Raw genomic sequence first — 19695 nt, 5'->3', positions numbered from 1 at the left:
CCCCAATCATGCGTTCGCAACCCTCACCCTACCGCGGCCTTTATCGCCGCTTGGTCCACATCTCCATGGTTGGTTTCGCCCTCTGTATCGGACGCCTACCGCCGTGGTTGATCACGGTCTTGTGCGTCGCGGCCTTTGTGTTCAACTGGAAGATCCTGCCCCTGGTGAGCCGTCACATGCTGGAACGCCCCGAGGATCGCCGCCGCGGTTTCTCCATCGGCATGTTGTGTTACCCGGCGATCCTGCTGGTTTTGTCGCTGGTTTTTTACGAGAACCAGGTGTTTATGGCGGTCGGCTGGGGCGCGATGGCGTTTGGTGACGGTTTTGCCGGGCTTATCGGCGAAAAACTGGGCGGACCACGGATTCCCTGGAACCCCCACAAAAGCATTTCAGGCCTGACGGCTTTCGTGTTACTCGGCACCCCGGCAACCTGGCTGCTGATCATGGGTTTACCGGAAGCGAGCCGACTCGGCGCGGACAGCGCCACCTGGCTGCTTTGGTTGGCACCGGCTTTGGTGGTTGCGGCCGCCTTTGAATCGGCACGAGGCACGATTGACGACAACCTGGTGGTACCCACCGCCGCGGCCTGCACCGTCTTTGCCCTGAGCCAAGTGCAGGCATTGCCACCCTTGCCAGGCGGATGGTGGCTTGGCGTCGGTCTGGCCGGCGCTCTGGCCTTTGCAAGCATCGCCACCCGAAAAATGGATCTTCCCGGCGGCATCGCCGGTTTTGTCATCGCGGCGCTTCTGTACCTCGGCGCCGGACCGGCCGGTTTTACCGCCCTGTTCGCTTTTTTTGTGTTGGCGGTCGGCGCCTCTAAGTGGAAGTTCGCCGAGAAAACCCAACTCGGGGTGGCCCAGGAAGACGGTGGCAAACGCTCGGTACGGCACGCGGTCAGCAACGGCGCGGTGGCGGCGACGGCGGCAACGCTGGCCTTGCTGCTCCCCCAACATGCAGCGGTTTTTACGGTTGCCGCGGCGGGTGCCCTGGCCTCGGCAACGGCCGACACGCTTTCCTCTGAATTGGGGAATGTCTACGGTCGCCGCTATCTGGACGTGGTCACCTTCACATCCGGCCAACGCGGCGATGACGGCGTGGTCAGCCTGGAAGGCACCTTGTTGGGTTTGATCGGTGCGGTTGTTATCGCCGCGGTCGCTTTTTGGGGCGGCGCGGGATTATGGGGCGCGGCGGCGGTGGTCTTGGGCGGCGCGGTTGGCAACCTCGCCGACAGCATCCTGGGCGCCACCTTCCAACGCAAAGACCTGATGACCAACGATTCGGTGAATTTCGCCAACACCCTCATCGGCGCCGTCGTTACGGGTTCCTTGGTCGCTTTTGTGGGTTGATGGTTTTCACGGGACTCCCTCATGCCGCCACCACAACCACCCGCGTGGCCACAGCCGGCCAACCCGTCTTGATTCATCCCGAAAAAACACCCGCGTAACCAGCATCATGCCAAGTAGTTTCAAAATCTCACAACAAAGGGCCGTTTTTTTTAAAAGAAAATGCACCTCGTCAAAACCTTATCGGAAAAGCCAACGTCTTATAGAAGTGATACGCTCTGCAAGACCCATCTCGGCCTCGTGGGACAAGGTGCGCTTTTTTCCGCCACCTTTGATTTTTTCTCCCGTTTCCCCGCCTGTTGCTCTACGATTCGGTCACATCTCCTGGAAAAGGCGCTCATGATTCACATCAACCAAATCCGAAAGTCGTACCAAATGGGTTCACTTTCTCTCGAAGTACTCAAAGGCATTGATCTCAACATTGAGGAAGGCGAACTGGTTTCCATCATGGGTCCTTCCGGCTCGGGCAAATCAACCCTGCTCAACATCCTCGGGATTCTCGATCAATACCAAGAAGGCGAATACCACCTTGCCGGCACCCTCATGAAAAGTCTGTCGGAACGCAAGGCGGCTTATTACCGCAACCATTACTTGGGATTTGTGTTCCAATCATTCCACTTACTCGAATTCAAGAATGCCCTGGAAAATGTGGCGCTCCCGCTTTATTACCAAAAGGTCAGCCGCCGTAAGCGCAACCGCAAGGCGCGCGAACTCCTGGAACGGGTGGGTTTGGGCGACCGTGCCGAGCACATGCCCAACGAGCTGTCCGGCGGTCAAAAACAACGGGTCGCCATCGCACGCGCCTTGATCAGCGATCCCAAGGTAATCCTCGCCGACGAACCCACCGGTGCCCTTGACTCCCAAACCAGCGACCAAGTGATGGACCTATTTAAAGAAGTGAACGCATCGGGCAAAACCGTGGTGATCGTGACCCACGAGGCGGAAGTCGCCGAAAAAACCAGCCGCACCATTCACCTGCGCGACGGCGTGGTCCAAAACGACACCCACAACGCGGGAGTCGCCTCGTGATTTTCAACCTGGATCACTGGCTCGAAATTTGGCAAACGGTTCGAAAAAATAAGTTGCGCACCGCGCTAACCATGTTCTCCATCGCCTGGGGCATTTTTATGCTGATCCTGCTGCTGGCGGCCGGGCGCGGCTTGGAAAACGGGGTGCGCTACCAGTTTCGCGACGACGCGGCCAACTCGATTTGGATTACGCCGCGCATCACCGGCGAACCCTTCCGCGGGCTTAAGGCGGGCCGTTCGGTGAACCTGACGATTGAAGATTATGAGATGGTACGCGATACCATTCCCGGCGTGGAACACATTACGGCGCGCTTCAACCTTCGCGGCAATTTTTTGGTTCGCAACGGTCTGCAATTCTCGCGCTTTCCCATTCGCAGCGTCCATCCTGGCCACAAGTACTTGGAAAAAACAGAGATGCGTCGGGGGCGTTTTTTGAATGAACGCGATATTGACGAACGCCGCAAGGTGGCTGTCATCGGCAACCGCGTGGTTGACACCCTGTTTAAGCAAACCGATCCCATCGGCCAATGGATCGACATTAACGGGATTCAGTACAAGGTGGTCGGCGTCTTCACGGACGTGGGCGGCGTGGGCGAACAGCGCATGATTTATATTCCGATTACCACCGGTCAAGCGGCCTACGGCGGCGCCAACCGCATTCACCGCCTGATGTTCACCATGGGCGATGCCGATTTGGAAGAAAGCAAACGCATCGAACAAAATGTGCGCAACCTGCTGGCGGAACGCCATGTCTACAGCCCCGACGATCCGCGCGCCATACGGCTTTTTAACCACGTGGAAAACTACCAGCGGTTTTTGCAGTTGTTCCAAGGAATCGCCCTGTTCATTTGGATTGTCGGCATCGGCACCATCATCGCGGGCATTGTCGGGGTTGGCAACATTATGTTGATTTCGGTCAAAGAACGCACCAAGGAGATCGGCTTGCGCAAGGCCATCGGCGCGCCACCCAGCGACATCATCGGCCTGTTCCTGCTGGAATCAATGACCTTAACCGTGCTCGCCGGTTACATTGGTTTGGTGGCGGGGATCGGTACGGTGGAGCTGGTGCAGCACGTGTTGGGGACCATGGGCAACCCGCCCGAGTTCTTCCGCGACCCCCATGTGGACGTGCACGCCGCCGCGGGCGCCGCCCTGATTCTGGTCTTGGCGGGCGTGGTCGCCGGTTTGATTCCGGCACGGCGTGCCGCGGCCATCGACCCCATCGTCGCCCTGCGTGATGAGTAACAAGGAGCCGTCTCGTGTTTGATTACGACAAGTGGCAGGAGATTTGGGCCACGATCCGCAAAAACAAATTACGCACCGTGCTGACCATGTTCGGCGTGTTTTGGGGTTTGTTCCTCATGCTGTTGTTGCTGGGCTCCGGCGAAGGTTTGCGCAACGGGGTCACCAAGGATTTTGGGGCCTGGGCCACCAGTTCCGGTTTTGTGTGGGGCCGACGCACCACCATGCCCTACCAAGGCCTGCGCCCGGGGCGCCCGATTCGTTTCGATATGAACGACGTGACCGCGCTTGAAAACGAGGTGGACGGTTTGCACCATCTGGCACCGCGCCTGCAATTGGGCGGTTTCGGTGGCAGCAACAATGTGGTTTACAGAGAAAAAACCGCGGCCTTCAGCATTTACGGCGACACCGACGCCTTCCACAAATTGCTGTTGGTCAATTTCGACAAAGGCCGTGGCTTGAACCCACTCGACGTGGCGGAACGCCGCAAGGTCGCGGTGATCGGCAGCGAGGTGCAACGGGTTTTGTTTCAGGGCGTCGATCCGATTGGCGAGTATATTCGCATTAACGGGGTTTTCTTTAAGGTGGTCGGCGTGTTTTCCTCAAAACGCTCCGGTCGCAACGCCTCGCGCGACGTGCAAATGATTCATGTTCCGTTAACCACGGCACAGCAAGCCTTTAACCGCATAAACCAGGTCGGCTGGTTCGGCTTCATCGCCAAACCGGGCGTGTCGGCGATGACCGTTGAAAACGACATGATGGCGCTGTTGCGGCAACGCAAGCGGGTTCATCCCGACGACATCAGCGCGTTGGGCCACGAAAACCTCGAGGAAGAATTCAACAAAATGTTGGGTTTGTTCAACGGCATTCGCTGGTTCGTGTGGTTCGTCGGCCTGGGTACCTTGGCGGCAGGCGTGATCGGGGTCAGCAACATTATGCTGATCGTGGTGCGGGAACGCACCCGCGAGATCGGCATTCGCCGCGCCATCGGCGCCACGCCTTTTTCCATTGTGTCACTGATCATGCAGGAGGCGGTGGTGATCACCGCATTCGCGGGTTACATCGGCCTTTTGCTCGGGATCGGCGTCGTCGAACTGCTTAATTTGGCCATCGGTGACGGCGCCGCCATGTTCCTGCGCCCCTCGGTCGATCTACCCACGGCCATTGCATCCTTTCTCATTTTGGTGATCGGTGGTTGTTGTGCGGGCCTGATTCCGGCCCAACGCGCCGCCTCGATCAAACCCATCGAAGCCATTCAAAGCTAAAGCGCTTCACCCAATTACCGCTTACGTTGCTCCAGGGAGACTTTTATGATCAAAAAAGCCTTTGTCACATTGTTTGTTTTGGCCGTGGTGGCCGGCTTCATCGGCACCGGCTGGTTTCTTTACCAAAAAAACCAGGAACCGCCGGTGGTTTATGAGACGGTGAAGCCCAGCCACAAGGACATCGTCAAAAAAACGGTGGCGACGGGTTCGATCAACCCGCGCAAGGAAATCGAAATCAAATCCCACGTCTCCGGGGTCGTTGACGAACTCTACGTTCAGCCAGGAGATCAGATTGAGGTGGGTCGGTTGGTGGCCAAGATCCGCATCATTCCCAGCATGGTGCAACTGAACAATGCGCAGTCCTCGGTCAAAGCCGCCCAAATCCAGTTTGATACCGCCAAACGCGAGGCGGCCCGACAAAAGGCGATGTTCGAGCAGAAGCTGATCTCGGAGACCGAGTATTTGGGTTTTCAGGACACGATGAAAATCGAAGAGCAGGATTTGGCCAACGCAATCAGCCATTTGGAAGTGGTTCGCGAGGGTGTTTCCAAAAGCGCGGGCACGACCGAATCCAACCTGATCTACAGCACGGCAAGCGGTATGGTGTTGGATGTCCCGATTGAAATCGGCAATTTCGTGATTGAGTCCAACACCTTTAACGACGGCACCACCATCGCCAACGTGGCGGACATGAACGAAATGATTTTTGAGGGCTGGGTCGACGAATCCGAGGTTGGCAAAATCCGTCAAGGTTTGCCACTGGAATTGCAAATCGGCGCGCTCGACAAAGAAAGTTTTGGTGCGGCCTTGGAATTCATCGCGCCCAAGGGCGTGGAGCAGGACGGCGCGATTCAGTTTGAGATCCGCGCCAAAATCGACTTGCCGTCGGGCACCTTCTTGCGCGCGGGTTACAGCGCCAACGCCGATATCGTGTTGGACAAGCGTGAAAACGTGTTGGCGGTGCGGGAGGCTGACCTGATTTTCGAAGACGACAAACCCTTCGTCGAGGTAGAAGTCGCCGAACAGTCCTTCGAAAAGCGCGCGGTGGAACTGGGTTTATCGGACGGCATCCACGTGGAGGTTTTGGCCGGCCTCGACGCCTCAACCGCCATCAAAAAGAACTGAGCCGCCTAGATGCCGGGAACCCGGCGTGGATTGGCCGTGACCCGGCGTGCCATGGTGTTGGGGTCGTCACCCGGCGTGGTTTGGTATGGACTCGGCGCGCCATGGTGTTGGGGTCGTCACCCGGCTTGGTTTGGTATGGACCCGGCGTGCCATGGTGTTGGGGTCGTCACCCGGCTTGGTTTGGCCGTGACCCGGCGCGCCCCGGAGCGGGATGCACCACCCCATCCATGGACCATGCTTTGATTCAACGCTGGGCGAAGCCCGGCCACACTGGACGAATCCTGAAGGGATTCCATATATTAGCCCCGGTGCTGGGGTTGCAACCCGGCATGGTTTGGCGCTGACCCGGCGCGCCCCGGAGCGGGCCGCACCACCCCCTCCATGGACCATGCTTTGATTGAACGCCGGGCGAAGCCCGGCCACACTGGACGCACCCCAAAGGGGTGCCATATATTAGCCCCGGGTACGACCATTGAAAATGGTCGCACCCTGGGTCTATGGGGTTCACGAACCGGAAGGCCCTGAATGGGCTTAAGATGCCAAATCAACTGGTGTCTAAAAATGTCAGCTCGAATCGAATAACGTCTTTTTATAGAGCGCTTTATGATATGTAAAGGTCATGACAGGGGACGGATTTTACTTCCGGTCACCTGGCCTGTACATTGGATTTGTCGGCGGGATGTCGGCAGAGAAAAGCGCTTTTCTCCTTCTCACATTTAAAAAAGAAGGAGACTACACATGTCCAAAAAGAAACGATTCAACAAAACCCTGCTCTCAAATCTCGTCCGTGAGCAACAGAAAGTGACCATCAGTGATACCGAAGTTTCTGGCCTCAAGTTTTCCGTGGGGAGAAAGCGGTCGACTTTCCATTTCGAGAAGCGTATCTCCGGTCGTAAAGGGTCACCCATCACCATCACCCTGGGAGCCTTTCCGGTTATTTCCATTGAAGAAGCCCGGCAAGAAGCCAGACGACTGGCCAACCTTTGCGAAAAAGGCATCGATCCCAGAAAGCAGAAACAACCGTCAGCACATCACATCGAATCCAGCGGTGTGCCACTGCAAGAAGCTATCAACCGGTTTTTTTCCATGAAAGCCCACCTTAATGCCGCAACGCTATCTAAATACCGCACGGAGACAAAAAACCATTTTCCAGCCTCCTGGAAAAGCAAGTGCATCACCAGCATCACCCCGGAAATGTTGGTGCAGCAGTTCCATGAGATCAGAAAAACCGCACGGGATCGCTGTTTTGAGTTCTTGAAGGTCTTCAATAATGTCTGGAGTACCTGCGCTCCGCTCTATTTGGATGCAGAGGACAAACGTATCCTCAAAGAAAACCCCGTGCCCTTAGCCCGGCAGATGATCCGGCACATCAAACAAGACCAACCCCAGCGCATCATTATTCCGGCAGCCCATTTGGGAAAGTTCGTGGCGCTGGTGGAACAGTGGGGCGAAAACCAGATCACAGGGCATCCGTCCTCAGTGTTCCAGCAACGGTTTTGTCATCTGGTGCTGCTCTGCCTCTTTACCGGAATGCGAGGCATTGAGGCCAAGAACCTGCGGTGGGAATACATCGATCTCCAAGAAGAAGTGATCATCTTACCCGGACAAGTCAAAACCAAAGGAATGGGATTCGAGGGCACCAAAAATAAACGGGATCACCTGATTCCTTTGTCGACTGAAGCGGCAAAATTACTCAAAACACTCCATCAGAGCCGTGCCAGCATGATCCCCTTTGTGTTTCCTTCGGTATCATCACCGCACAAACCCTTCTCCAAATACGGAACGGCACCGCAAGAACTCAGTGAGCTGGTGGGCATTCCCTTTGCCCTCCATGCCTGTCGGCGTACCTTTGCCTCAATTGCCGATGAGGTGGGCTTGGATTTCCTCAAGGTGAAACGATCCCTCAACCACAGCTTTGAAGGTGGGGTTACCGGTGGGTACATCAATCCCAGCTTTAACCCGGCCAAACGCCGAGAATACTTCCAGTTGGTCTGTGACTACATCTTGCGCTGCAAGGCAGAGTTTTTGGGGCAGAAACGGCGCCAAGAGCAGGACTTCAATCACAAGGAAGCCCTGCTTAAGGTGCAGCGGTATGCGTTGGAGTTGGGGTTGAGTGATGAGGATTTGAGGCTGTTTTTTACTGAGGGAGAGGTGGGATGGGTGGCGTGAAACGTTGCGTAATAATTTTATATCGAATAGCAATGCCTGTTTTTGTTTACTCAGCATGACCCCATAGAGATTGTGCAGATGAAAGATCTGTTGTATTGACAAAATATTATTAAGATGTATTATTTTGTCTAAATTTTTATCATATTTTGTATGGAAATAGGTAATAAAACATGGGGTGTGGATCCGTTTGTGAATGAGGAAGATATGGGAGAGGTTTTAACGATCGCAGAAAGTATGATGCGAGCGAGGGATAATACACTCGACGATCTGGAGGAGGGGTATGCAGGGTTTGGTTTTTTCAACGAGAGAACAGGGATGTATAATTTGCCGTATACAGAAGTTTTCTCAAGTCAAATAGATCGACTACTAGAGCTTATGGGGCTTCCTCGTCGTTGTGATACAGATATGGTTAAGAAAGTCACTAGAACTATTAACCGATGTGCCAAAGAACTACGTATGCAGTTTACGCATGTTAAGATAAATGACCAGCGTTTGGTACGCGAAAATTTGCTTGAAGAAAAAAAAGATTATCCTCTTGAAGACACTGATGCGTATTCTATCATCATGAGAGAGGTTGAAGAAAGCTATGAGGCTTTTCATGGTCATTCGTCCAGATTGAATAGTCTGCTCAATAAAACAAAAGACATCAATAAATTCCTTTCTTTTTTGGAGAAACATCCTTCTATGTTTAATGAAGCTGCGCAGTTTGAGCTTTTGGCTGACAAACAATCCCTAGACGGAGACACTGAAAGGTATAATGAGATATTGACATTTTTCAACAGGCACAGTGACTACGTAGGTAGAGATTTTGTAATAAGCGCGGTGAGCTGCATAGCTACAGACGAGCGTTGCAAAGATACTAAATTAAAACCAGTGCTCGAGATGATACTGGTTAAAAACATACCAGAAAAAGCTTTTGCTTCTTGCGAATACAAGAACGACCTTAGAGAGATATTTAACTGGACTGATAGCCAGGCATTGAAAGACAAAATACGACGAAACATGTTTGAATAAAGCTAAAGATCAGCAATAATAAGTCAGTCTCTAAGAAGGACTTTTATTTTTTCAGCAAGCTGACTCGGAACACATAGTTTCGTCAACACCTCATCCGCCCCTGCCTCGCTAAGCTGCTGTAAAAGCTCCCCATGCCCTGCCGTGATCGCCACAATAGGCATTCGCGGGAGGGCTTTTTCTTGTTCATAGGCGCGAATCTTTTTGATGAGTTGCAAGCCGTTCATCTCCGGCATTTCATGATCCGTGACCAGCAGATCAAATCGTGCTGCCTGGAACTGTTGGAAGGCCTCAGCGCCGTTTGCTGTTCTGACACTGGTAAATCCCAAGGCATCCAAACACGTGCCGTACAGATCACGTAACTTGGGGTGATCCTCGGCCAGTAATGCCCGTGGTTTCTTTTGTTGTTTCATAAAAAAGAAAGAAAAAGTTCAGTTGTGATATTATTCGTTATCACCAATAAACGCAAGTTGATTTCACGAATACAAACTACCATATCTTGACCCAGTTCTAAAGCGAGGATCACACAAAAATCTCAGCCAAATGATGTACGGCATTGGCTTGGAGCAAGGATCGAATGTCGTAATAATTCAGGATGCGGGTGCTTTTTTGCCCTGTGGTATTCATGATCGACTTGTCATCGATTCCCGCATCACGAGCCAAACACACAAAGGTAGCGCGGAAGCTGTGGGGCACTAAGGGAATTCCTTTGAGGTAGGTGTCTGAGACTTTTTTGACGATCAAGAGTACCGCGTTGGTGGAAAGGGGCTTTGCTAAATCCTTGGTGCGATTGTTTTTGAGGGGTGAAAACAGGTAGTCGCCTGAATTTCCATGGAGCGATACAAACTCATCAAGACGGCGTTGGTATTTGGAAAAGAGGGGTAAGTACTTCCAGCGGTTACCCTTTTGTCTCACCTGGAAGTGAGGAATGGGGTGTTCGTAGATCTGTGACCACTTGAGGTTCACCAGTTCATGACGACGCAGGGCAAAGTGGAACAGAGCACTAATGATCAAGTAATTGCGAAAATGAGCTTTACTCTTGATGCGATCCACGCTCATGGCGGCGATTAAGTGGCTGATCTGGTCTTTGCTGAGTGTTGGGGTGTTGCTGTATTCCTTGGCCGGATAGACGGGCAGTTTGCGCGCTGGATTGAATGGGTACTCTTGTACCTCGATAAGGAAATCGAAAAACTTCACCAGCGTGAACCGCTTGCGATTGAGCGTGGTGCCATTGGTCAGATGTAGAGAATGGGCATCGTGTTTGGCAAAGGATTCCACAAATCGTGAGCAATGCCCAATCAGATCAGCACGGCCGTATCGAGTAAGGGCATGGCAACCAGCATTCTGCAAACTCATGAATGCCAAAAACTGACGTAGGTCGCAGCGATAGGCACGTTTGGTGCGCTCGGATTTTTGGAGTTGCAGGAATTGAGCACACAGAGTGGAAAGGGGCTCGCCTTGGATCATGCGAATAAGCTTCTGCCAGCAGCGAGAAAGGGTGTGGAGGAAAGCCGGAGGTCTATTGTGATAACGAATAATATCGCCAATTAAATCCGCAAGTGGTTGTCGCAAATCAGCTTACCGGGAATTCGATCTTTGATCAAAGTCAAAGCTGCGATGCTTTCCCTAAGGAACAGAGATGGCACCCACCGGACGACCCATGAAATACAAACACATCTTGCTGGAACTGGACGAAGACCAGATCTACACCCCAGCTACCATTGCCATGTTTGCCTTTGAACACGGCATGGTGGAATTCTCCGACGAAGAAGAAGCTCGTCTCATCTACCAACGCATCCGCATCGCCATGGGTCGACTCTCCAACAATCACCGCTTTCCTGACGAAGGCGACGGCTTTGTGACCCTCCAAGGCCAACCACCCGTACCAGGTTGGTTTGGGTGGCGGTGGATGGGGGCTGTTCATACTGTGAAGGGGGAGCCGTGGTAAGGGCGTTAAAAATTAGCGATGAGCAAAAGGCAGCTTCCTAATGGTTGTGCGATACGGATTCACCGCTGAGTGTAAGTAGGGAAGTGTTGATTGCACATTCGCATGTCCCAAGAAAAACGAAACATCCGGTAATGTTACCCCCTGTGAGAGAAGTTGTGTCGCAAACGTATGGCGCAATAGATGCGGATAAAAATTGATTCCACTTTGCTCTTTGAGAATATTCACCATTCGTTGTAGAGATTTACTCCCGAGTCTGCTATTGGTTCGCAGAGCCGGAAAGAAGAAGCTGGTCGTATAGCCTTCCTGTTCTCGAACTTTAAAATACAAAGTGAGAATATCAACTAAACGAGGAATCATGGGCAAAAGTCGATCTTTTTGGCCTTTCCCCTTTTGAATCAAAATATCTTCACGATCAAAAAGAATATGCTCAATTTTTAGATTTAAAAGTTCAGATTTGCGAATACCTGTAAACAAAAAGGTCGCCAGGATGGCATATGCTCGAAGTCGTTCAAATTTTGATTTCCCCGGAAACACCCTTGCACATTCCAACAAATCTTCAGCCTGTTCAACCGAAAGAAACGAGCGAACTGACTTTTGCAACCGAGGCTTCTGAATAGTTTTCACGGGATTTACAGAGATAAACTCCTCAGCCACAAGCCAATCACAAAATAAACTCAGCGTTTGTAAGTAATTCCGAGTGGTCTTTGGAGACCACTTCTTTTTGTTCCCATGTTCCATGATGAAATGTTTAATCTGAATTCGGTTCATTCCATCGAGTGATGAAATATCGGAATACTTCAAAAAAGAATTCAAGATCGACCGGAATCCTCGAATTGTATCAGGAGTGTTTCCTTTGAGTCGGAATGACTCTTCCAAAAAGCAGTTGACAAGCTTATTAAGATCCATCATAAACACATAAGAAAATAACGGGGTTTGACCATGGGGTTGTGCCCGAAAGATTTTTGGTGAAAATTGATGGAGATGATCGCTGTTTTATGGCTGTATGAAGCCATTGGTTGCGGGGGACGGACTCGAACCGTCGACCTTCGGGTTATGAGCCCGTTTATCCCATCATATTTTCAGGTTTTTCTCTGTGTTCTGCGGCGAAGTACGGTTTGTACGACAACAAGAAAATGAGAAAATCGGTCTTTCGGGGAGGTCACATTTGAGACACCAACTCTACGCTACCATGTGCTATATTTTTTGTAAAATCATGTGTAGATGGAAGTGGTAAGAAAGCTTTTTCGCACTCTGCTTTGAGTAAGGGCGGTGTATCGTTGCGTGGTAGTGACGTGTTTGTGTCCCATGAGATCCATAAGCTTACGAATATCAAAGTCATTGTCTATAAGTTCACGCGCAAAAGTATGGCGCAACATGTGTGGTGTAAAGCGTACACCAGAAGCACATGATAGTTTTTTGCAAATAGTATAGATATTCTTTGGATACAGTCGTTTATGAGAGCGTAGTCCGGTAAAAAACCATTCGGAATTCTTTTTTGCTCGCATTCGTTCCTGTACGTATTGATGAAGTATCGGCGTAAGAAGGGGGTATATTGGGACAACTCGTTCACGGCGGCCTTTTCCTTTTCTCACTCCAATATTTTCTGCCGGTAGGTCTATGTCGGCACACGTGAGGTGGAGTAATTCATTAAGGCGTATTCCGGTCATGAGAAAGGTGGCGATAATGCAGGTGTTGCGAGCCTTTTGAAACCGACTGTTCCAGGAAAACTCAAAGCTCGTCTCCAACAGTTTTTTGGCTTGTTGGTGAGATATGCAACGTGGTAACACTTCAGGAAGCTTGGGGCGCTGGATTTTCAAAATTGGATTACTTGAGGAATGCCCTCTTGAGACACACCAATCAAAAAAAGTTTTAAACGATTGCCAGTAATTGCGAAAGGTTTTTGGTGACCACTGCCATTCCCATTTCCCTTTATAGAGGAACTGGCGAAGCTTTTCTTCGGAAAATTCGAGTAAGCTTTCTGTCTTGAGCACTTGAGCTGCTTTAAGCAGGGCGTTCCAAATAGTTCGATATGATTTGGGCTCAATATTGCGTTCGGCTAAACAGAAACTTTTAAATTCGTGGTGGAGAGAATGAAGTAACATAAACGGCAGAATGAAGAAAAAAAATTAGCGAGATAGGCGAAAGGTCTTATGTCCCATAAAGAAGTGATAGAGGTGCTTGGCATCGCCGACGATGCGCCAGCAGCGCAAAACATCTCTGTGGGAATCGGTAATGGACGCAAACATAAAGTGCCTGCGAAACGGCGTAAATTGTGTGCTGCGTTGGAGCTGGGTGAGTACGTTGGAAAGCATGGATTCATCACGGATCAGAAAAAGTGCCCGGTAGTCTTGGCCAGGCAACCCATATTGGGCACTTACCATTCCACTGCTGAGGCCATCCATATGCTGCCGGACATGGTGCAAAACCCGGGAAAGCTTGGGAGTCCAAACTGTTTCCAGGGAAAAAACCCCTTGGCAGCGGCCGTTACCGAGGATAAAAATGCTATCGGGCCGAAAGAAAATTTGTTCGGTGAGCGGTACTTGTGTGGCAATGCAGGATACTCCCTGACCTTGGGGGATTTTTTCAAAATACTGGTCGTATTTGACCAGAGAGAATGAGGAACGTTTCAGGGCTATTTCCAATCCAATACGAAAGGAAATCGTGTGGAAACGGTGGAAATAATCCAGTGGATACATTGGCAGAACTTCCTTTTGAGTCGCTGAATCCATCATGTCCGGTGCAGATTCCTTGGCAGCGGAATATCCGGCCGGAGTGAGGCTGTAGACATATTCCAGTCGGCCCCAACGAGCTGAAGGGGGAAACGAGTGGACATTCACCAAGGAGGAGCACGAAGACATCTGCGACCATGCCCGCAAAGCGCGATGTAAGGCGGTCATAGAGCCAAGCTGCAATGCGTGCATTTGGCTTCGAGTAAGGAAATGGTACGTTGCCAAACTCAGGAGGATAGAGTTTTGGAGTGGGGTGAGGATCATGGGGCGTGAGTCAAAAGTCGTAAAATCGAAAGTTGAGGGTGGGAAAATCTGAGTCGGGATTTGGGAGCGAGGGGCAGTGAGCCATGCCACCCCGGATTTTCGGGTAATGTGGAACAAAATATCCGGGATTTCCAGTGAAAACAAACATGGTAAAAACGATTCCAAACCCGCTGTTGATTTTTTTCATTTGAGGAGTAGGATACATGGTGTCACCTTTCTATTTCCCATGACTCAAGAAGAAACACTGCTGCTCATTTTAAAGAAGGTAGAAAATATCGAAGCTTCCAGCGCAAAGCGAGATGAAGCAATTACCGAATTACAAACCATGACTGCCGAATTACAAACCATGACTGCCGAATTACAAACTTCTGGACAACGGCGGGATAAAGTCTTGGATGATTTGAGCAAATTTGCAGCGGAACAAATTGTCATCAATACTGAGAATGCGGAGCGGTTTGAGCGGATTGAAACCACTTTGGAGGAGATGCGCAAGGACAAAGATATTTCACATCATGCACTGGTTACGCTCATCGAAGAGGAAGTCATTGCCCGTTTGGATGCACGCGATGAGAAAGCCATGCTATACACCGATTACCAGATTAAAGATCATGAGGAACGTTTTCACCATGTTCCGGTAGGTGCCTGATTTCATTATTTCCTCTGGCTTCAAACGGACTGGGCACATTGCAATGAGGCAAGAGTTGATTCAGATTTTGATGAGCGCCCTGACACTTGGATTCGGATGACTTTGTGGCAGCCGGAACGGATACCGCTGCATGGTATTGCCGGACAAAAAAAGTTCTGAGCTTTGCAAACCGTGAATCGGAAACGGTGTGCTTCTCACCCAACCAAGAAGTCGGCATTTTGAGTTTTTCTGCTTTCGCTCCGTCTCGTTGCACCACAAACCAACCCACGGACAATTTGGGCAGTGTGCCGGTGCTCAGTTCCATTTCGTCACTCAGAACTTTTTTGCTGCGGTGCCCGCTGTGACCAAGAATTTTGAGCGCCGTGTTGCCCATAATGGCATCGTGCAGGCCGGAAGAGATCCCGCCCTGTTTGACCATTTGCATCGCCAGCAGCAGGTGCAATCCATATTTGCGCGATTGCGTCAGGATAGTTTCAATCTCAGGGGTGATAAAGGAGGCGGCCTCATCGATCAGAAAAAAGACCGGAGTATGGAACTGAGAGGGATTGCGCAGAAAGGCATAGCTCTGAACCAATGCGGTAATGGTGCGCCCATAGATTTCGCTCACTTCACGTCCCAGGGCTGACTGGGAAGCATCAATCAGCACGGTTTTTCCGCTCTTCATGCACTGCTCGAGGTTCCAGGTACTGCGAGGGCGGGCCAAAAGGTTCACAAAAAGCCGAGAAGTGAGCAACCGAGAGAGCTTCACTCGGAGGGCAAATTTGGTCGCACGAAACAGTGGGGAATGAAAAGTGCTCCGAAAAAACTGTCCCAATCCCTCGGAGTGAAAGCGGTTGTGGGCAAAACTCAAAAATCGAGAATTACGCTCATCGTCCAAGAACTGTTCCAGATCAAATAAAGTCAATGGAGTACGTTTGCGTGCAGCCGACATGGAGATGAGTACGGTAAACATCGGAGTCAAAAGGGTTTCCATGTTAAAACTGAGCTTCATATCACCTTTGCTGAGCATGGTGGTAAAGGCTGCGGTGAGATGTTGGGCCAGCACCTCCGCCATCCGAAATGAAACGGACTGTCCACGCAGGTCAAAAGGATTGAGGGTGGGCAAGTAGCCAGGACGTAAGGACGGAGAGATCAGCACCAAATCTGGCTTTTTTCCGGCTGCCAAGGCCGCCTCCGCTTCTCGAACAAAAAATGTGTTCTTGGCGCATTCCTGTACCACTTCCCCGTGGGGATCAAGCACAAGAACGGTTCGTTTGCGCTGCACAAAGCGAATCCATTTGGATTTTAGGGCCAAAATGATGAGCTTCAAGAGTTCCGATTTTCCGCTGCCACTTTTGCCAATCACCACTGCATGGCGTTGCAATGCCGAAATCCGTAATCGGCGTTTGAATCGCCAGAGAGCCAGCCATTTTCCGAAGATCGGAAACGGCCAGAAACCCAGACGCAGGGAGGGTACACCTGGAGTGCCGCCAACAAACCCGAAAAAATAGAGGAAAAGTTGTTTGAGGGTCATGGGGGGAAGTCTACAAAGTTAAAAGTCGAAAGTCGAAAGTCAAGGGCTATGTCATCCCGGAATTTTTCGCAGTGCAACGGAGAAAAATATCCGGGATCTCAAAAGGCAGAAGTCAAAAGTTTTTAAAGCCGAAAGTTGGAAGGTAAAAAATTGGAAACAGTATCAGAAACAAAACAATGCAATTATGGTGGTAATTTACGTGTCAATATTGCTGGCAATTTTGGCGATCACCACTGTTACAGGCAATTCCCAGTTTAAAAGCGGTAGTTGCACCAAAGTGACCTTGGCCCTTTCTCTCCTTTTGGAGAGAATTCTAAAGAGAATATCGAAAACACCACACTATCTCTTCAAAATCCGTAAGACATTTCGTACTACTTCCAATCGAACATGCAATGCTCGAACATGTCGCATTAATTCTGTATCCCAATACCAAAACCGATGAATAGCGGAAAGGTGAACGCGCATTCTTACGAATGCACGTTCCAAATATTCAATGACGAACAATAACGAAGAACCGGAGCCAGCAGATGACATACGAAAATCAAAAAAGAGCAGAAAAACAGAGAATCATAAACAGAAGAGCCAGAAACTCCCAAAATGGCGGTGGACGAGCAGAAACAAGCAGCATAGAGCAAAAAGAAAAATGATCCGGCAAATCAGTACTCCAGAGTTCCCCGCAGAACTTGGTCACGGAGGGTGAGTGGGAAGAGCACAAATTTTTGTTGCTGGAAATCGCCTTCAGCCAAAGCCACGCAGGCTTGGCCAACAATTTCGCTAAAGAGGAGTGCTCGGCCCATCTCATCACCACAACGAGCAGAGATAGCCCGACAAGCCTTCACCTCACCATGCAAATCAAACCGGCAGCGATGGTGGATATGATCAACGTCATGAACCGCTCGAAACATCAGATTGATCCGGGGGTCAAATACAGATTCATTATGCCGAGTGGTAATTTGTAGCACTCTAGTAGAGGCTACTTCGGCTCGCATTGGCTCCAGAGCGCGATACGGGTCAAAATCAACGAATTCCACCCGCAATGGCAGACGAGAGTATTGATCTGCGATCCAATGCTCAAAATCCGGAAGATCTGGGAAAAGGCGGGAAGGCGAAGAGGTGTATTGGTCAGAGATGGTGGTGACCAGTTGCGAAGGCCGGGAAAGAGTTGGGGCAGTGAACGAAGGGGGAGGCATGGAAAAACAAAAAGAGAAAAAGAGTTCGATCCCAGAGCCTTAGTCATTTGGTGAAGCGCAGTATTTGCCAAACCGAGAGATGCCTTTGAAAGCGGCAACAAGCGCCGATTGGATCTGGTCGAAACAAGATTTCCAGCGGTCATCCGGCATTTGGGCTTGAAGGTGCCCCAGGAGAGTTTGAATCTGAAACAAATGCCCGCGCACTTTGCGCAAGTGGCCAATGGGAAGCAGATGAGAAGAGTTCATGGTCAGAAGAAAAAGTCAAAAGGTGAGAAAGTGAGGGGGATGACTGGGCAGTTTTCTAAGGAAACCCTCGAATAGTGTGGTGCCATGATTGAAAGATCCAAAAAACCATTGTGTATTTAAAAAACCAAAAGAAGGCGCGATGCTACTCTTGAGTTATTTCAATGGCAAGCATTCAAATTGAAAGCGCAAGTAAAAAAACTTGCGCCCGAGGAGAAATTACCGTACTATGCGATCCTCACTTTTCTTAAATTTTGTTTAAATTTAATGGACATCAAAACCTTCTCCGAACAACTAGCCCGAAGAGTAGACCTGTATATAAAGACCTCTCCCCAGATCAAAATATCTGACCTGGGAGAAGCCCTCGGCGCACCAAAGAACTCATCGGGAGCCAATAAACGAGAGTATTACTCCCGCCTCCTTCGAAACCTCCGGCAAGGAAAAATACGCCTCAAAGAATTGGAAATAGTTGCGAAGCTCTTGAAGGTATCGTGGATGGCATTGCTTTATGGCGAAGAAAATACCAGTATGGTATCGAATGGCATGAGTGTTGACGAAAATTTTGCCAACATTGAAAACAAACTAATGCAAATTCTTCGCATTCTCAAAGACGATAATAAATGATTTTCTGTGCTTGGCATTGAAGTATTTCAAAAATTCATGACGCAAGAGGAATGAATCAAGATTTATCGAATGACTGGATGTTAATAAGCAGCCCACCAAACCCTGACTCCAAGGAAATCAGGGCTAGGAACAAAATTTAATGCCTCTACTCGAAGATTTCGATTGACATTAGTCCTGGTTCATTCCAAGCAACTTTAAAATATACTCACCAGATTTAAGATACCCGGTGTACTTATGAGCACTTTCGGCCACTTTTGAAAATCGGCCAACTACATCACTTGCATCTTTGACGATTTCTTCTTCTTGGTTTTCTTTTAATATAGGTGCTGCCAAATAAGATTTTCCAATAAGTTGCTCTAATGGCTCTCTAAGGTGACTTCCACCCAATATTTCGTATCTATCCAAAGCTTCTTTTACGATCCTCATTTGAGATATTACTATCTCTTTTAGATCGCCAGGAAGATGACTTTCTTCAATTCTTGCAATGATTTCTTCTGCCATCTTGCTTATTTCTTTTATTTTCTCGTTACTTAGTTTAATTTCTTCATATCCTGATATTTTCAATACCTCCGAAGTGTATCTAAGAGAGAGAAACATTTCACCGCTCACCTTGGGGCGATCCTGGGTATTCTTTAGTTTTGAAAAATCAAAAATTTTTCTAATGTTCGGTATGTATTTCAAATAAAGCTGATGATCTGCGCCACTGATTGATAAAACATCTTTTTCTAGTTGATCAACAAGATCCTCTAGACTGATTAAGGTTTTAAGTATCTGTCGCTCAGTGAATTCAAAGCCATATTTGCGAAATACTTTTTTCCAAAAATCTACTCCGCTAACAAAGCGACTTTTTTTGGTAGATGAATGGGAGGAGTTGTACTTTTTCAAAACATCATGGAGTATGAGAGCTTTATTTGTAAGCTCTTGTTGATTTCCATTCATCCTGGATACCCCCTGATTATTTCAAAATGCTTTTGATTTCCAGCTCATGATCTTGCCAAATTTCACCACTGAGCACCGTGTCTTCCCACACTTGCTCTCGGTCAGTAATCCAGGCTAATTCGGTTCCGGCCATGTTGAGGAGAGCATGACGCATGTTTTTGGCGCGCTTAGGTGAGGTCGTTTGGATGAGCACGCGGAAGCCTGAGAAGGGGCCGAACTTCTGAAACACCTTTTGTTGGTGGTAGAGCTGATAGCCGATGATCTTGTCTTGAATCTGGCGCATTCCTTCCTGTATTTGGCAAGCAAAAAGGGACCCACCTCGATCACCGAAAAGGGACCCACCGTTTTTGTGGGTACACGGATTCCCGGCTCTCTCAGCTTGAGGTGAAGAGCCTTTGGTTGATGGTGGTGTTTCG

At 49.8% G+C, this 19695-nt stretch carries 19 protein-coding genes; 11 read left to right on the top strand and 8 right to left on the bottom strand.

The annotated features are described in order from the left end of the window. Positions 1 to 8 precede the first annotated feature (8 nt). From J3U88_RS28755 to J3U88_RS28725, 7 genes are all read left to right on the top strand, one after another. Positions 9 to 1346: a DUF92 domain-containing protein gene (locus J3U88_RS28755; protein WP_207862469.1), complete on the top strand. Its 1338-nt coding sequence runs from the start codon at positions 9 to 11 to the stop codon at positions 1344 to 1346. Positions 1347 to 1682: 336 nt separating this feature from the next. Then, positions 1683 to 2372 carry an ABC transporter ATP-binding protein gene (locus J3U88_RS28750; RefSeq protein WP_207862468.1) on the top strand — a complete coding sequence of 230 codons (690 nt, stop codon included), beginning with the start codon at positions 1683 to 1685 and terminating at the stop codon, positions 2370 to 2372. Further along, positions 2369 to 3616 (top strand): ABC transporter permease, encoded by a 1248-nt coding sequence (locus J3U88_RS28745; RefSeq protein ID WP_207862467.1) that lies wholly within the window; start codon positions 2369 to 2371, stop codon positions 3614 to 3616. Before J3U88_RS28750 ends, J3U88_RS28745 begins: the two co-directional genes overlap by 4 nt. A 14-nt stretch (positions 3617 to 3630) precedes the next feature. Beyond that, a complete protein-coding gene (locus J3U88_RS28740) occupies positions 3631 to 4878 on the top strand; it encodes an ABC transporter permease (protein ID WP_207862466.1) in 1248 nt (415 codons plus the stop codon). A 45-nt stretch (positions 4879 to 4923) separates the two neighbouring features. Next, positions 4924 to 6003, top strand: coding sequence for an efflux RND transporter periplasmic adaptor subunit (locus J3U88_RS28735; protein ID WP_207862465.1), 1080 nt, complete (start codon positions 4924 to 4926; stop codon positions 6001 to 6003). A gap of 738 nt (positions 6004 to 6741) precedes the next feature. After that, entirely contained in the window at positions 6742 to 8172 is a 1431-nt protein-coding gene (locus tag J3U88_RS28730; RefSeq protein ID WP_207862464.1) for a tyrosine-type recombinase/integrase, read from the top strand. 189 nt (positions 8173 to 8361) lie between these two features. Continuing rightward, complete coding sequence (locus J3U88_RS28725) at positions 8362 to 9186, top strand: hypothetical protein (protein ID WP_207862463.1); 825 nt, start codon at positions 8362 to 8364, stop codon at positions 9184 to 9186. A gap of 23 nt (positions 9187 to 9209) precedes the next feature. Here the strand turns inward: J3U88_RS28725 and J3U88_RS28720 are convergent, their stop codons facing one another. Together J3U88_RS28720 and J3U88_RS28715 are read right to left on the bottom strand one after the other, a co-directional pair. Continuing rightward, positions 9210 to 9596, bottom strand: coding sequence for a response regulator (locus tag J3U88_RS28720; RefSeq protein WP_207862462.1), 387 nt, complete (start codon positions 9594 to 9596; stop codon positions 9210 to 9212). A 109-nt stretch (positions 9597 to 9705) separates the two neighbouring features. Next, positions 9706 to 10650 (bottom strand): tyrosine-type recombinase/integrase, encoded by a 945-nt coding sequence (locus tag J3U88_RS28715; protein WP_207862461.1) that lies wholly within the window; start codon positions 10648 to 10650, stop codon positions 9706 to 9708. Positions 10651 to 10843: 193 nt separating this feature from the next. Between J3U88_RS28715 and J3U88_RS28710 the strand changes: the two genes are divergently transcribed. Continuing rightward, the gene (locus tag J3U88_RS28710; RefSeq protein WP_207862460.1) at positions 10844 to 11131 is read left to right on the top strand and encodes a hypothetical protein; all 288 of its coding nucleotides are present in this window, start codon (positions 10844 to 10846) and stop codon (positions 11129 to 11131) included. Between the two features lie 12 nt (positions 11132 to 11143). On the opposite strand, the gene J3U88_RS28705 is transcribed toward J3U88_RS28710, so the two are convergent. From J3U88_RS28705 to J3U88_RS28695, 3 genes are all read right to left on the bottom strand, one after another. Continuing rightward, entirely contained in the window at positions 11144 to 11944 is an 801-nt protein-coding gene (locus J3U88_RS28705; RefSeq protein WP_207862459.1) for a tyrosine-type recombinase/integrase, read from the bottom strand. Positions 11945 to 12342: 398 nt separating this feature from the next. Next, positions 12343 to 13233, bottom strand: coding sequence for a tyrosine-type recombinase/integrase (locus tag J3U88_RS28700; protein WP_207862458.1), 891 nt, complete (start codon positions 13231 to 13233; stop codon positions 12343 to 12345). Positions 13234 to 13257: 24 nt separating this feature from the next. After that, positions 13258 to 14052: a hypothetical protein gene (locus J3U88_RS28695; RefSeq protein WP_207862457.1), complete on the bottom strand. Its 795-nt coding sequence runs from the start codon at positions 14050 to 14052 to the stop codon at positions 13258 to 13260. Positions 14053 to 14200: 148 nt separating this feature from the next. Here J3U88_RS28695 and J3U88_RS28690 point away from each other — a divergent pair, with 148 nt between their 5' ends. Next, positions 14201 to 14770 (top strand): hypothetical protein, encoded by a 570-nt coding sequence (locus J3U88_RS28690; RefSeq protein ID WP_207862456.1) that lies wholly within the window; start codon positions 14201 to 14203, stop codon positions 14768 to 14770. Here the strand turns inward: J3U88_RS28690 and J3U88_RS28685 are convergent. Beyond that, positions 14724 to 16283, bottom strand: a complete 1560-nt coding sequence (locus tag J3U88_RS28685) for a helicase HerA domain-containing protein (RefSeq protein WP_207862455.1) — start codon at positions 16281 to 16283, stop codon at positions 14724 to 14726. The genes J3U88_RS28690 and J3U88_RS28685 overlap by 47 nt on opposite strands. A 719-nt stretch (positions 16284 to 17002) precedes the next feature. Between J3U88_RS28685 and J3U88_RS28680 the strand changes: the two genes are divergently transcribed. Next, positions 17003 to 17242 (top strand): hypothetical protein, encoded by a 240-nt coding sequence (locus tag J3U88_RS28680; protein ID WP_207862454.1) that lies wholly within the window; start codon positions 17003 to 17005, stop codon positions 17240 to 17242. A gap of 654 nt (positions 17243 to 17896) precedes the next feature. Then, positions 17897 to 18340: a hypothetical protein gene (locus J3U88_RS28675; protein WP_207862453.1), complete on the top strand. Its 444-nt coding sequence runs from the start codon at positions 17897 to 17899 to the stop codon at positions 18338 to 18340. Positions 18341 to 18508: 168 nt separating this feature from the next. Here J3U88_RS28675 and J3U88_RS28670 read toward each other — a convergent pair whose 3' ends face one another. Next, positions 18509 to 19279, bottom strand: a complete 771-nt coding sequence (locus tag J3U88_RS28670) for a hypothetical protein (RefSeq protein ID WP_207862452.1) — start codon at positions 19277 to 19279, stop codon at positions 18509 to 18511. A 16-nt stretch (positions 19280 to 19295) separates the two neighbouring features. After that, on the bottom strand, positions 19296 to 19695 hold a 400-nt coding region (locus J3U88_RS28665; RefSeq protein WP_207862451.1), incomplete at its 5' end, for a hypothetical protein.

This window comes from Acanthopleuribacter pedis (assembly GCF_017377855.1).
Taxonomy (GTDB): domain Bacteria; phylum Acidobacteriota; class Holophagae; order Acanthopleuribacterales; family Acanthopleuribacteraceae; genus Acanthopleuribacter; species Acanthopleuribacter pedis.
Note: the sequence above shows the minus strand (reverse complement) of the source record. Positions and strands in the feature narration are given on the sequence as shown.